This window comes from Bradyrhizobium sp. (assembly GCF_049798375.1).
Taxonomy (GTDB): Bacteria; Pseudomonadota; Alphaproteobacteria; order Rhizobiales; family Xanthobacteraceae; genus Bradyrhizobium.
Window position 1 is genome coordinate 1 of the sequence record NZ_JBARGP010000251.1, and the last position, 13,319, is coordinate 13,319.

General features: G+C 63.9%; 17 protein-coding genes. 8 read left to right on the forward strand and 9 right to left on the reverse strand.

Annotated features, from left to right (window positions below):
• The 3 genes from flgA to WA702_RS10590 form a co-directional block, all read left to right on the forward strand.
• The coding region (gene flgA / locus WA702_RS10580) for a flagellar basal body P-ring formation chaperone FlgA (protein ID WP_425110465.1) at nt 1-379 on the forward strand (379 nt) is incomplete at its 5' end.
• 5 nt (nt 380-384) lie between these two features.
• Nucleotides 385-1,164, forward strand: a complete 780-nt coding sequence (gene flgH, locus WA702_RS10585; protein WP_425110466.1) for a flagellar basal body L-ring protein FlgH — start codon at nt 385-387, stop codon at nt 1,162-1,164.
• Between the two features lie 1,135 nt (nt 1,165-2,299).
• Entirely contained in the window at nt 2,300-2,581 is a 282-nt protein-coding gene (locus WA702_RS10590; protein WP_425110467.1) for a HigA family addiction module antitoxin, read from the forward strand.
• Nucleotides 2,582-2,744: 163 nt separating this feature from the next.
• Here WA702_RS10590 and WA702_RS10595 read toward each other — a convergent pair whose 3' ends face one another.
• From WA702_RS10595 to WA702_RS10610, 4 genes are all read right to left on the reverse strand, one after another.
• The gene (locus WA702_RS10595; protein WP_425110468.1) at nt 2,745-3,536 is read right to left on the reverse strand and encodes a 2-keto-4-pentenoate hydratase; all 792 of its coding nucleotides are present in this window, start codon (nt 3,534-3,536) and stop codon (nt 2,745-2,747) included.
• 150 nt (nt 3,537-3,686) lie between these two features.
• Nucleotides 3,687-4,715, reverse strand: coding sequence for an SDR family oxidoreductase (locus WA702_RS10600; protein WP_425110469.1), 1,029 nt, complete (start codon nt 4,713-4,715; stop codon nt 3,687-3,689).
• 258 nt (nt 4,716-4,973) lie between these two features.
• A complete protein-coding gene (dksA, locus tag WA702_RS10605) occupies nt 4,974-5,384 on the reverse strand; it encodes an RNA polymerase-binding protein DksA (RefSeq protein ID WP_425110470.1) in 411 nt (136 codons plus the stop codon).
• A 204-nt stretch (nt 5,385-5,588) separates the two neighbouring features.
• A complete protein-coding gene (locus WA702_RS10610) occupies nt 5,589-6,200 on the reverse strand; it encodes an NAD(P)-dependent oxidoreductase (RefSeq protein WP_425110471.1) in 612 nt (203 codons plus the stop codon).
• 106 nt (nt 6,201-6,306) lie between these two features.
• Here WA702_RS10610 and WA702_RS10615 point away from each other — a divergent pair, with 106 nt between their 5' ends.
• Nucleotides 6,307-6,678, forward strand: a complete 372-nt coding sequence (locus tag WA702_RS10615; RefSeq protein WP_425110472.1) for a winged helix-turn-helix transcriptional regulator — start codon at nt 6,307-6,309, stop codon at nt 6,676-6,678.
• Between the two features lie 25 nt (nt 6,679-6,703).
• On the opposite strand, the gene WA702_RS10620 is transcribed toward WA702_RS10615, so the two are convergent.
• Nucleotides 6,704-7,117 (reverse strand): flagellar assembly protein FliX, encoded by a 414-nt coding sequence (locus WA702_RS10620; protein ID WP_425110473.1) that lies wholly within the window; start codon nt 7,115-7,117, stop codon nt 6,704-6,706.
• A 276-nt stretch (nt 7,118-7,393) separates the two neighbouring features.
• Between WA702_RS10620 and WA702_RS10625 the strand changes: the two genes are divergently transcribed.
• The 4 genes from WA702_RS10625 to WA702_RS10640 all read left to right on the forward strand — a co-directional run bounded on the left by WA702_RS10625 (nt 7,394) and on the right by WA702_RS10640 (nt 10,020).
• Complete coding sequence (locus tag WA702_RS10625) at nt 7,394-8,518, forward strand: flagellar basal body P-ring protein FlgI (RefSeq protein WP_425110474.1); 1,125 nt, start codon at nt 7,394-7,396, stop codon at nt 8,516-8,518.
• Nucleotides 8,515-8,895: a flagellar assembly peptidoglycan hydrolase FlgJ gene (flgJ, locus tag WA702_RS10630; protein ID WP_425110475.1), complete on the forward strand. Its 381-nt coding sequence runs from the start codon at nt 8,515-8,517 to the stop codon at nt 8,893-8,895. The genes WA702_RS10625 and flgJ overlap by 4 nt, the downstream gene beginning before the upstream one ends.
• A gap of 56 nt (nt 8,896-8,951) precedes the next feature.
• Entirely contained in the window at nt 8,952-9,443 is a 492-nt protein-coding gene (locus tag WA702_RS10635) for a hypothetical protein (protein ID WP_425110476.1), read from the forward strand.
• A gap of 214 nt (nt 9,444-9,657) precedes the next feature.
• Entirely contained in the window at nt 9,658-10,020 is a 363-nt protein-coding gene (locus tag WA702_RS10640) for a hypothetical protein (protein ID WP_425110477.1), read from the forward strand.
• A gap of 72 nt (nt 10,021-10,092) precedes the next feature.
• Here WA702_RS10640 and WA702_RS10645 read toward each other — a convergent pair whose 3' ends face one another.
• The 4 genes from WA702_RS10645 to WA702_RS10660 form a co-directional block, all read right to left on the reverse strand.
• Entirely contained in the window at nt 10,093-10,461 is a 369-nt protein-coding gene (locus WA702_RS10645) for a hypothetical protein (protein ID WP_425110478.1), read from the reverse strand.
• Between the two features lie 29 nt (nt 10,462-10,490).
• On the reverse strand, nt 10,491-10,856 hold the full coding sequence (flaF, locus tag WA702_RS10650; RefSeq protein WP_425110479.1) for a flagellar biosynthesis regulator FlaF: 366 nt from the start codon (nt 10,854-10,856) through the stop codon (nt 10,491-10,493).
• Nucleotides 10,857-11,235: 379 nt separating this feature from the next.
• Nucleotides 11,236-12,804, reverse strand: a complete 1,569-nt coding sequence (locus WA702_RS10655) for a flagellin (protein WP_425110480.1) — start codon at nt 12,802-12,804, stop codon at nt 11,236-11,238.
• A gap of 216 nt (nt 12,805-13,020) precedes the next feature.
• Nucleotides 13,021-13,319, reverse strand: a 299-nt coding sequence (locus tag WA702_RS10660) for a flagellin (protein ID WP_425110481.1), incomplete at its 5' end; no start/stop codon positions are given.

A 13,319-nucleotide genomic window follows, 5' to 3' on the forward strand; every position in this document is an offset into this window, starting at 1 on the left:
CGAACCGATCTCGCGCGCTGCCGCCCTCGGCATGCAGACGCGCCGGCCGCTGCGCGCCGGCCAGGCGCTGAAGGCGCTTGATCTCGCCAAGCCCGACCTGGTGCAGCGCGACCAGGACGTCACCATCCTGTTCCAGACTGCCGGCATCTATCTCACCACGCGCGGCAAGGCGCTGGACACCGGCAGCGAGGGTGACACGGTGAGCGTGCTCAACGTGCAGTCCAAGCGCACCGTCTCCGGCCGTGTTGTCGGCCGCGGTCAGGTTGCGGTCGAGATCGCCACGCCGCGCCTGACCCAGCAGACCGCCGAGGCCGAGATCGGAGGGCCCGTCACCGTCGCCAACCGCCTTCCCAACGCCGCCACCCCGAAAGCCGAGTGAGTCTCATGTCGAAGTTCATGTTTGATGCGTCGTCTTCGCAGAGCGTGCGGCGGATCGCCCTGGTGACGGCCTCGTTCGCGGTGCTGAGCTTTGCGGGCGGCTGCTCCTCGATCGACCGTCTCAGCCAGATCGGCGAGAGGCCGAAACTCACGGAGATCGACAATCCGACCACGCAGCCGGGTTACAAGCCGGTGCAGATGCCGATGCCGAAGCCGGAGACGGTCTCCTACGCGCCGAACTCACTGTGGCGCAACGGCTCGCGGGCCTTCTTCAAGGACCAGCGCGCGCGTCAGGTTGGCGACCTCCTGACGGTGACCGTCAACATCACCGACCAGGCCAACTTCGCCAACGAGACCCAGCGCAGCCGCTCGAACAAGGAAGACTCCGGGATTACCGACTTCATCGGCGCCAAGACGTTGGGCACCCAGGCCCAGAAGGTGCTGCCGGGCCGCCTGCTCACCGCCGACTCGTCGGCGTCGTCGGACGGCAAGGGCACGATCCAGCGCTCGGAATCCTTGACCACCAACGTCGCCGCCGTGGTCACCCAGGTGCTGCCGAACGGCAACCTCGTGGTCGAGGGCAAGCAGGAGATCCGGGTCAACTACGAAGTGCGCGAACTAATCGTCGCCGGCATCGTGCGGCCGGAGGATATCCAGAGCGACAACACCATCGACTCCTCGAAGATCGCGCAGGCACGCATCTCCTACGGCGGCCGCGGCCAGATCTCCGACGTGCAGCAACCGCGCTACGGCCAACAGGTGATGGATATATTGCTACCATTCTAGCGAGACGAGCGATCCGGAAGATTACGCGCACAACAGGACGAGAGACGCATACGAAGCGGCTGCGAAGCATTCGGCAGCATTCAAACAGCCGCTTCGGCAACACGATCCAAGAGGTGAAATGCAAGTCCCTCCCCTTGCGGGGAGGGCTCGGGTGGCGGAGCCCCGCGCGAGACATCGAAGTCTACGCCGCGACCGCCCTACCCTCGATCAACGAGCTCCCACATCGCTCGACGCGAACCTAGGCGCGAAAAGTGATGTATACACGGCCCTCGCTAGCTCCCCTGGCGAGGGCCGTGTTCGTTTTTGGCTAAGTGAGTAGGCGGCTCTTATCAAGCAGAGACTGGAAGTCCTATGGCGGCAGATTTGATCGGGGCTTAGCCGCATCGTAGACCACGGTCACCTGCTCGATCCGGATCGCTCCCCTCCGATACAATCGAGCATTCGCCGTCCCAGCACGAAGGCGCGGGCATCGCAGGTGCCATAGAGGCCCAACGCCCTGTCGAGCAGCGACGCCAGTTCCTGGTCAGCGGTTTCACTTTCGATCCCAACTGCCGCTTCCATGTTCTGCTCTGCCGCGGTCGTCGCAATGAAGAATAGCGCGGGGGGCTCATTCGCGCACTGCCGATTCGATATTCTGAAAAGCAGCAACGAGCGCTTGACTGCCCGGGTGTCTTGCTTTATGTTCCCGTTTTGTTCAGACCTGAGATCGAGGGGCGTTTCGCGACCGTCACGGACGTTAGGTCGGAATGCGATGGACGCGACCATGCCGCCAGACGAGCGGCACGGTTGCGGACGGCGAAGTCGTGTGGTCCTGACCTCCCGGTGCTGAGGTCAAGTTGGTCGCAACGCTTGCGCGTTGCGGCGATGACGGGGGCAAGAACGCCGGTCCCCGAAGAGAGCGCGTATAAGCCGTAACACCATTGTGCAGGGAAGGCCGGATATTGGCTGAACCTGTGGTTCTGCCGCGTGCTTTTTGTTGCACGCGGGCCATGGGTATCAGCGGATACCCGGTCTTCCCTGCGCCCTCTATTTTGGAGGGTGGCGTTTGCCAGCAAACTCGGGCGCGTTGCGCCGCGAGAACACGCTGACGCGCCTGACATTCTGAATGTTGACTATGGTCGCGGAGACGAGTGGCATGGACAGGATGAAGACCCCTTCCCATCCCGGCGAGCTGCTCGGCGATACGCTGGAGGAGCTCAGCCTCTCCATCAGCGCGGCGCCCGGGGGGCTCGGGGTCACGCGGCAGCAGTTGCACAATGTGATATCAGGCCGCAGCGGCGTCACGGCGGAGATGGCGGTGAGGCTGGAGAAGGCGATCGGCAGCACCGCCGATACCTGGCTCAAGCTGCAGATGGCCTACGACCTCGCCGAAGTCCGCAAGCGTGCGATCAACGTCAAGCGCCTGGTGCCGGCGTGAGAGCTGTTTGAGTGTCCGCCAAAATCTCAGTGTCATGCTCCGCGTATGCGAAGATCCAGTACGCCGGGACGGTCATGAGACTCGCTATGGCGGTGTTTACTGGGTCGGCCGGTCGAGCTGGGCGACGCCGGCATAGAGATATGGCGCCAGCCGCCTCGCCTTCTCAATCGAACCCGACCTCCACCGTCCCCAGCCCGTCGAGCTCCATGCGGACCCGATCGCCCTCCTTGAGCCAAACCGTCTTGACCAGGCTGCCGGTAAGCACCAGCTGCCCGGCTTCGAGCCCGTCACCGCGCGCGGCGAGATGATTGGCGAGCCAGGCCAGCGCGTGATGCGGATGGCCGAGCACGTCGGCGCCGGTGCCCTCGCCGGCCACCTCGCCGTTGATGATGGCGCGCCCTTTGAGGCCGGCCAGGTCCGGCACGGCATCGGCCTTGACCGCCGCGCCGAGCACGCAGCCGGCGGCGAAGAAATCGTCGGCAATCAAGGTCGGTGCGCCCAATGTCTCCCATTGCACATAGCGGTCGTCGACGATCTCGATCGCCGGATGATAATCCTCGATCGCCTCGGCCACGCGCTCGGTGGTGAAAGGCGCATCCAGCGGAAGCAGGCTCTGCCCGAGCCGGACGGCGATCTCGCATTCGACGCCGACGCGAACGAACTCGGCCGCATGCAAGGTCACGCCCGACGGGTGGATCCCGCGCGCAAAAATGCCGCCGGCACATGGGTGCGGGATCTGCAGATAATCCTGCATCACCTTGCTGGTACAGCCGATTTTGTAGCCGGCGAAGTCACCGGCCTGGACGGCGAGCAGCCAATGCAGCTGACGCTGGATGTCATAACCGGCCGCTTCATCCTCGCGCTGAAGGTGAACCGGCAGCGGGCCGAGCGGCACCCGGCTGCGGCGGGCGGCAGCGATCGCCTGCGCGGCCGCCAGTACGGAATCTGCTTCCATCGCGATTCAACTCCTCATCCGGACCGGCCAAACCGGCACTGCAGGATTCATCGGGAACGAGTTGTTTATCAACGAAAATCCGTCACGTACCTCACCCTGATGGCGAGCGCGAGGCACCGCGCTGCCGGCTCAGGTGCCGCTTCAAGTGACTCACGGCTTCACGACACCGAGCGCCAGCAGGCTCTCGGCGGTGGCCACAATGATCTCCTCGTTCGGGCGCGGGTTCCAACCGAGCAGCCGCCGCGCCTTGTCGCCGCTGGCCTCCGCATAGCGGCCGAGAAACGGCACCACCTCACGCATTTGCGGAACGACATAGGCGAGCCCGCGCGCCACCCAGTCCGGCATCTCTCGCCGCGGCGCACGCCGGCCGGCTGCGCCGAGCCGGGCACGCAGCACATTGGCAATCTCAAGTATCGAGACGGCGGGACCGGCGATCGCCAGGAAGCGCTCGCCCTTGGCAGCGGGGTCGGTCATCGCGCGCAGATGCAGGTCGGCGACATCGCGCACGTCGACCAGCCCGAACCGGATCTTGGGCGCGACCGGCGCCTTGCCGTTGATCAGCGCCTTCACGACTTCGACCGAGGACGAGAAATCCGCTCCCAGCACCGGCCCGAGCACCACGGTCGGATTGACGGTCGCCAGTTCCAGCTTGCCGCCTTCGCGAGCGATGAAATCCCAGGCCGCACGTTCGGCCATCGCCTTCGACTTCACGTAAGGCTGCAGCTTGGTTCCCTCGACCTTGGTCCAGTCGGTCTCGTCGAACGGCCGCTGGCGTGCTTCGTGGCCGTAGCCGACGGCGGCAAAGGACGAGGTCAGCACCACGCGCCTGACGCCGGCATCACGCGCCGCGCGCAGCACCCGGAGCGTCCCTTCCCGCGCCGGCACGATCAGCTCATTCTCGTCACGGGGAACATGGAGCGGCAGCGGCGAGGCGACATGCAGGACGGTGTCGCAGCCTTTGGCGGCCTCCGCCCAGCCAGCATCCGCGCTCAGGTCGGCGGCATGAAAGCCGAGGCCGGCCGTCGAAACCGCCCCGCCCCGCATCAGCATCGCCAATACGTCGTCGCGACGCGCGAGGCTGCGTACGGTGGTGCGGACCCGATGCCCGGCTGCCAGCAGTTGCAGAATGCAATGCGCCCCGATGAAGCCGGAGCCGCCCGTGACCAGAACCTCACTCATCCCGTCCCCTCCCCTGCATCCGGCGGCACCATGGCCGGCGCGCATGTCAGGCGGATGTGAGGACTCCGGCGGGCGCGAGGCAAGAGCAATCGCTCACGTCGCGACGGTGCAGGTCGCCATCGCCGCAGCACGGCCGAACATGACAATGAGAGAGCATCGCGAATGCAAGCACGACCAAGCCATCGGTGTGGCGCGATGGCCAGCCGATCCGACGCCCGCAGCGTCGCGGGCGCCACCTCCGATCAGGATCGCGACGCGCTACTCGTCGCGATACACCTTCTCGCGCTTCTCATGGCGCTCCTGCGCTTCCAGCGACAGCGTCGCGATCGGACGGGCCTCGAGCCGCTTCAGCGAAATCGGCTCGCCGGTCTCCTCGCAATAGCCATAGGTGTTGTCTTCGATGCGCTGGAGCGCCGCGTCGATCTTGGAGATCAGCTTGCGCTGGCGATCGCGGGCGCGAAGCTCGATCGCGCGGTCGGTTTCCGACGACGCCCGGTCGGCGAGGTCGGGGTGGTTGACGTTCTCATCCTGCAGAGCCTGCAGGGTGAGCCTGGATTCGCGCAGAATCTCGTCCTTCCATGCCAGCAGCTTGGCGCGAAAATACTCGCGCTGGCGTTCGTTCATGAAAGGCTCTTTTTCAGACGGCTTGTAGTTTTTCAACTTTTCCAAGGTCAGCCCATCTCAACGTGCTGGCGCCGGGTGTGGCACCGGCGGACGGAATACGCCCGTTCGCGGCCGCCTTATATAGCGGCGCCGGATGACAAACAATACGTCGCCCCGGCCCGGCACCGCTCCTGTAACGCCTTGCACAGCCAAATCGATCCGGGCCGGACGGGCCGCCGGTCCGCTCGGCCGTTGGCCGACCGCACGGCCTCAGTAGCCGACCGTGAAACGGCACCGCAAATGAGCCGGCCGCTCGATTTCGTCGGCCAGCGCCACTGCGAAATCCTCGAACGAAATCGAGCTTCGGCCGTCGGCGGCGGTCAGCAGCTGATCCGTCCCGAGCCGGAACTTTCCGGTCCGCTCGCCGGCCGCGAACAGGGCGGAAGGCGACAGGAAGGTCCAGTTCAGTTCCTTTTCCTGCCGCAGCCGGTCCAGGAACTCGGCGCCTTTGGTGGCTTCCGCCTTGTATTGCGGCGGAAACGCGGCCGTCGTGACCAACCGCACGCCCGGCGCCACTTCGAGCGACCCGGCGCCCCCGACCACGAGGTAGCGGCCGACGCGGGACGCCTTCGCGGCACCGATCAGGATCTCGGGGTCGCTGACCAGAAAATGGATCGCGCTGATGGCGACATCGTGCCCGGCCCACAGCCGCGTCAGCGCTGTCAGATCGTTGGCGTCACCTGCGGTTGCTGTGACACCGGGCAGATTTGCAATCCGCTCCGGGTTCCGGGCGATGGCGGTGATGTGGTGGCCGCGGCGTGCAAGCTCGGCGGTGAGGCGCGAGCCGGCCTGCCCGGACGCGCCGGCGATGGCGATCTTCATCAATGGCTCCTGTATGGACTGTAGTATCCAACGGAAACCAGATAGCAGATGGAAAGCTGGTGTTAAGAACGCACTTTAAGACCACCTGGTCACGCCGGAGTAACCCATGAAGCCCAATGCCTATGCGGCAGACTGCCCGACCCGCCAGATCCTCGATCGGGTCGGCGATAAATGGGCGGTGCTGATCCTGTTATTGCTCCGCGACGAGCCGCTGCGCTTCAACCAGCTCCGCCGTGCCATCGACGGCATTTCGCAGAAGATGTTGTCGCAGGTGCTGAAGAGCCTGGAGCGCGACGGGCTGGTGAAGCGTCGCGCGATCGCGACCGTGCCGGTGACGGTGGAATATTCGATCACGCCGCTTGGACTGACGCTCGCATCCGCGGTCGATCATCTGCGCGACTGGGCCGAGCGGCATCTGAAGGAGGTGCTGGCGGCGCAGCGCCGCTACGACGGACAGCGTTCGTCTGAGGCGGCCTGAGATGAGAGCGCCGAGCCTGCGCCGCTCAGGCGTGTTGAGCCTTGGCGAGTTCGACTTCCACCCGCAACTCGATCTCGGACAGCACCGCATCGAGGCCCGGATCGCCGGAGGATTCCTTGAGGCTCGCGGCGGCGTCGCGCAGCCGGATCGCCATCGTCGGGCTCAGATTGCCGGCGAGCAGGCCGAGCTTGAGCTCATCGAGCACGTCGAGCGCGCGCTTGCCCTTCTGCGCCGAGCGCTTGCGCCGCTCGGTGGGATCCTCCTCGATGCCCTGCATCGCGAGCAGCGCATCGATATTGGCGGTCTGCTTCGGCGCCAGCGGCGCGCGCGTTTCCTGCAGCGTTGCGAGATCCGGCAACGTGAAGCTGCTCGATGAACTCTTTCGCGTCGAGCCCGACGAGGTGGCGAGCGTGGTGCCGTTCGGTCCAAAGATGCGCATGGGTCTTTCAGCGGCGTTTATTTCAGATTGTGAAGGAAGCTTCGCCTGTCATGGTTAATGGCGCGTAAATGGCCCGGCAAAATCTGCCGGGATCGGCAGATTCGATCGTGCCGGAGCATCGCCTCGCGCCGGCCTGCACCGACCAATGCCGCACCATTTCAATTAGTTAGACGGGCGCATCGCCCTGGCATGCGGCTCGCATGGAGAAGGCCGATCATGCAGTCATGGGAGTGGCGGCATCGATCACTGACTTTTCGAGTTCAAGGGGAGAATGTGGTGCACCGCATCCGTTCAACACGCCTGTTTCAGGTGGCCTGCGCCGCGTTGGTGGCACTGGCATTGTCGACGTTTGCCGCGAATGCGACCTCGCGGATCAAGGATCTCGCCAACATCGAAGGCGTGCGCCAGAACCAGCTGATCGGCTACGGTCTCGTCGTCGGCCTCAACGGCACCGGCGACACGCTGAACAACATCCCCTTCACCAAGCAATCGCTGCAGGCGATGCTGGAGCGCATGGGCGTCAACATCCGCGGCGCCACCATCCGCACCGGCAACGTCGCCGCCGTGATGGTCACCGGCAACCTGCCGCCCTTCGCCACCCAGGGCACGCGGATGGACGTGACCGTCTCCGCGCTCGGCGACGCCAAGAACCTGCGGGGCGGCACCTTGCTCGTCACCCCCCTGCTCGGCGCCGACGGCAACGTCTATGCGGTGGCGCAGGGCTCGCTGGCAATCTCCGGTTTCGACGCCGAAGGCCAGGCTGCCAAGATCACGCAGGGCGTGCCGACGGTCGGCCGCATCGCGAACGGCGCCATCATCGAGCGCGAGATCGAGTTCGCGCTGAACCGGCTGCCCAACGTGCGACTGGCGCTGCGTAACGCAGACTTTACCACCGCCAAGCGCATTGCAGCCGCAGTGAACGACTATCTCGGCGTCAAGACCGCTGAACCGATCGATCCCTCGACGGTGCAGCTCACGATCCCCCCGGAATTCAAGGGCAACGTCGTGGCGTTTCTCACCGAGATCGAGCAGTTGCAGGTCGAGCCCGACCTTGCCGCCAAGATCGTGATCGACGAGCGCTCCGGCATCATCGTGATGGGCCGCGACGTCCGCGTCGCCACTGTCGCGGTCGCCCAGGGCAATCTCACTGTGACCATCTCGGAGAGCCCGCAGGTGAGCCAGCCGAATCCGCTGTCGCGTGGCCGCACCGTGGTCACGCCGCGCACCAGCGTCGGCGTCTCTGAGGACGGTAAGAAGTTCGCGGTGGTGAAGGACGGCGTCTCGCTGCAGCAGCTCGTCGACGGCCTCAACGGCCTCGGCATCGGCCCGCGCGACCTGATCAGCATCCTGCAGGCGATCAAGGCTGCCGGCGCGATCGAAGCCGACATCGAGGTGATGTGATGTCGAGCTTCGTCGATTCCTACACCGGCCGTGTGCCGCTCAGCATGCCGACCCCGGTGCCTCCCTCCACGCCGCGCACCGACCTCGATCTGGCCGATGCGCTCACCAAGGTGCCGACCGCAGCGCAGGCCAAGGCCAAGGCCACCGCGACCGATTTCGAGGGCATGTTCATCAACTCGATGTTCTCGCAGATGACCAGCGGACTGAAGGGCGATGGCCCGTTCGGCGACACCCCCGCCACCGGCGTGTGGCGGTCGATGCTGACGGAGCAATATTCCAAGAACTTCGCCAAGGCCGGCGGCGTCGGCATCTCCGATCAGGTGTTCCGCGAACTGATAATGCAGCAGGCCAAGAGCACAGCTAAGGGCACGGGCTAACAGTTTGAGTTTGTAACGCGCGGGTCGCCTCGGCTTGCGCAGAAAAGGGTACCGGTATGACGGCGCAAGGACAGGTGCAGGCGAAGAAGATCCTCTATCCCGCGGCCACCACGCCCGAGGAAGCGCGCGCGCTGGCCGATCAGCTGCTCAAGGTGATGAGCGAGCTGCTGACGGTGATCGAGCAGGAGACCGAGCTCGTGCGGGCAGGAAAACTGCGCGAGGCGATGCAGCTCGGACCAACCAAGACCGAGCTGTCCGGCCACTATGTCACGGCGGTCGGCCGACTGAAGGCAAGCCAGAAATTCATGCAGGCCACATTGCCGGAGCTGCTCGCCACCTTGCACCGCCATCATGATGTGTTCCGCGCGATGCTGAAGGTCAACCTGACGGTGCTCGCGACCGCGCATTCGGTTTCGGAAAAGATCGTGCGCGGCGTCAACGCGGAGATGCAGCGCCGCAGCATGCCCAATACCTATACCGCCGCCGGCCGCCGCGCGACGCCAGGTCCGCGCCACACCACGCCGCTCGCGGTCAGCCGCTCGCTCTGAGCCTGTTGCGAGCGACCTCCGCAGCCCGAGAAACGCCAGCCGCCGTGCCCCTCCCGGGCCGGCGACCTTTACGTTTCACGAACGGCTTTCGAAAATTCCACACCAATTCGCAACGCGGGATTCACCCTATTTCCTAACAAGACGTTGATGCGTTCTCGTTACAGTTGATGTTGGGATAGGTTGGGTTTTACTCGGTGGGCACGAGGAGGCTGCCATGAGTTCCGACTTCAGTATCAGGCCGGTGGGAGCCCCGGCAGCGACCGCGGTGGCCACTCCGGTGAGCCAGGCGGTGAGCCATGCGGTCCAGACCGATCTGCCGCCGAGCCAGACCGTGACCGCTACGGATACCAGCAACGATCCGCAGCAGCTCGCGGCTACCGATGCGTTCGTCTCGCATCAGGCCTATTACGACCGCACCGCGGCAGCGATGGTGTTCCAGGTCGTGAACCGCAAGACCGATGCGGTCGTCGACCAATTCCCCGACGAGGCGGTATTGCGGCGGCGGGCCTACTTTCACACGCTGGACATGCAGAAAGAAGACGTGCTGCGCGTTCCGCCGACCGACCGCACGGCGTAACGACGGAGACGCGATCCAGCAACGAGAACGGCGCCGATGACAATCGGCGCCGTTCTCCGTCATGCTTGGTCTTTATTTGCTCTGGGTGGCGTAGGCCGTGTCGAGATAGGTCTGGCCGCTGGCCGGATCCGTCACGACATTCCTGATCTGCGCCTTGCCCTTGACGGTCAGCGTGAACTTGGTGTCGCCGACCCGGAACGAGCCGTCCTTGATCAGCACGTCCTGATATTTGGACGTGCCATCGCTTTGATAGTGCACCTTCGCCCAAAAGCCGGAGACGTTCGAGACCGTGACCGAGAATGACTTGTTATTGGCGTATTTCCCGGTCCAGGAGCCCTGATAAAGCGTCGGATCGACCGCCACATATTTGCTGTCGCTGCTGGAAACGCTCAGCGTATTGGACTTGTAGGCGGACGCCAGAATGCTCGTTACATCGGTCATGAGAGCCTCCGCGCCGTCCTCTTGAGACGTCAGCGACGTCCGGACAGGCCGGCGGCGATGTGGCAGTTGATGTCGATCAGCGACTTGAGCTTTGACGGATGCGGATCCATCTGCATCTCGATCGTCTGCTTCAAGACGAACACGCCGATATTGGCGATGTTCTGGCGGATCTCCAGCGAATTCGGATTGTCCTGCATCTCCATGGCACTCATGAAGATCGTCCACAGACGGCGATTGAACAGCAGCGCCTTGTACAGATTGCGGTCGGCCCCATTCCAATTGGCCTGAATTTCCTGCAGCTGTCGCGCCGCCTTCAGTAGCGCCTGTGCTTCAATTTCCCGGGGAGACGCCGTGGTCTGAGAGGTACGTGCATAGGCTTGAGCGGCATTTGACATTCAGTACTCCGGGACTGACGCTAAGGACACAACCAGACGGCCTGCGTTTTGTACGTTGCGGCCTTTAAAATATGGTTAGCGGCCATTAGCGTATCGGACCGATCCGCCATACTTGTGCGCAAAACGTGGCTCCCCCGCGTCGACGCTTAACACGAAGCGAACGCCGCTCGAAAAAAATCAGAAAGATTTTCGATTGCGCAGGTCGCTCACGCAGCGGCAACGCGCATCGCGACCGCAAACAGGACGCTGAGCGAACATTTGCGTCGCATCGCACCGCAAATCAGTAGTCGCAACTAAGTAGTCGCTCGCGATTCGTCGCAAAAAGAAAAAGCGGCGGGACACAGCCCGCCGCTTCCTGCAGTCTTGATATGAGGGTCGCCTAGCGCAGCAGCTGCAGCACGCTCTGCTGCGACTGGTTGGCGAGCGACAGCGCGGACACCGCGATCGACTGGCGGGTCGACAGCGCCTGGCTGTTGGCCGCTTCCTCGTTGGTGTCGGCCAGCGTCAGGTTTGACGAGCCGGTCTGCAGCACGTTGATCAGGTTCTTGTTGAAGTCCTGGCGGATCTCGACGATCGAGAGGTTCGACCCGAGAGCCGAGGCCTCCGAGCGGAGCGCCGTCGAGGCGCTGTCGAGCGAGGTCAACACCTTGTTCGCCGAGTTGCTGTCGAGGAAGTCGGTGCCCACCGTCAGGTTCGCCAGACCTAGACCCGCATCGTTGAAGGTCACGCCGGTGATGTTCAGGGTCGAGCGTCCGGTCTCGTTGAACACGAGCTTAAGCGTATCGCCGTTCAGGAGGTTGATGCCGTTGAACGAAGCATCCTGCGCGGTGGTGTTGATCTGCGCCATCACGTTGTTGTACTGCGCGATCAGGCCCGCACGGGTGGTCTGCGAGTCCGGGTCGATCACCGGCGTCGAGGCGGTCACGCCGTTGAAGGCCTGACCGGCCGTGGTCGACGAGCCGCTGACCGCGCCGATTGTCGACGAGGCCGCCTCGTTGGTCGTCAGGATCGTAAGCACGCCAGTGGTGCTCAGACTTGCCTGCAGATTGTTCGCCGCCAGCACCGTATTGAGCTGATTGAGCGTCGAGACTTGCGACGCGCCTGTTCCGAACGTGATGTTGGTCTGCGTTCCGCCGCCCGTTGCAGCAATGGTCAGTGTCTGTCCGCTCAGGGCTGGCGGACTACGCGTAGTGGTCGCTGCGGTGAGCCCGAGCTTGGCCAGCGCGCTTCCGGAAAGCGTCAGATCCTGCGCCGTACCGGTTGCGAGCGAAATCTTGCCGCCAGTGACGGTCGAAGGCGTCGCCGCTGCGCCGGTGACCGCGTCGATCGCAGCCATCAGGTCGTGGACGGTGCCGCCGACGCCGATATTGGTGCCTGCGCTGACCGAACCTGCGACGAAGGTGAAGACCACACCGTTCACCGTCAGCGTGTCGCCGGTGGTGATGCCGGACGCCAAGTCGTTCGAGGTCGAGCTGCTGGTGCCGGACAGGAGGGTCGATCCGGTGATCGCCACCGGCGTCGAGTTGTCGTTGTTGACCACGCTGCCGGTCACAAACGTGTTCGAGGAGCTGCCGAGCAGGTTGTTCGCGGTTGCACCCGGAATGACGGCCGAGGAGACGCTCGACTTGGTCGTGTAGCCGGTCGTTGACTGCAGCACCTGGCTCGCGATTGACTTGGCGCTGTCGACGAGCTTCTGCAACGAGGTCAGGCCGGTGTTGGCCGCCTGCAGAACCTGCACGCCGTTGCCAATGCCGTCGAGCAGGTTGGAAATGTCGCTCGCCCTGTTGTTGAGCGACTGCGCCGTGAAGAATTCCGTGGGGTTATCGAGCGCCGTGTTGACCTTGTTGCCGGTGGCCAGGTTGTTTTGAGTCGTGGCCAGCAACGACGCCGTATTTTGCAGCGCGAGCAGGTTTTGGCGAACCGAAGCCGAAAGAACGATACCGGACATTTGTGTGAAACCTTCCTAGCTATTCACGAGCCGGTTCTAATGCGTCTCCTTTAAAACATGGTTAATGGCCGTTTAAATTATGTGATTAATGGATGGTTACCAGCCGATGGGCTTCAGTCGATCCGACAAGCCCCGTAACTGCACGGGCGACAGCAACGAAAAACGGCGGGGTTTCCCCCGCCGTTTCGCGACTTCGTAGATGATCGGTTCGATCGCTTAGCGCAGCAGCTGCAGCACGCTCTGCTGCGACTGATTGGCGAGCGACAGCGCGGACACCGCGATCGACTGGCGGGTCGACAGCGCCTGGCTGTTGGCCGCTTCCTCGTTGGTGTCGGCCAGCGTCAGGTTCGACGAACCGGTCTGCAGCACGTTGATCAGGTTCTTGTTAAAGTCCTGACGGATCTGCACGACCGAGAGGTTCGAACCGAGGGTCGAAGCCTCGTTGCGCAGCGTGGAGCTCGCCGCGCTGAGGGTCGAGATCACCTTGTTCGCCGACGCGTTGTCGAGGAAGTCGG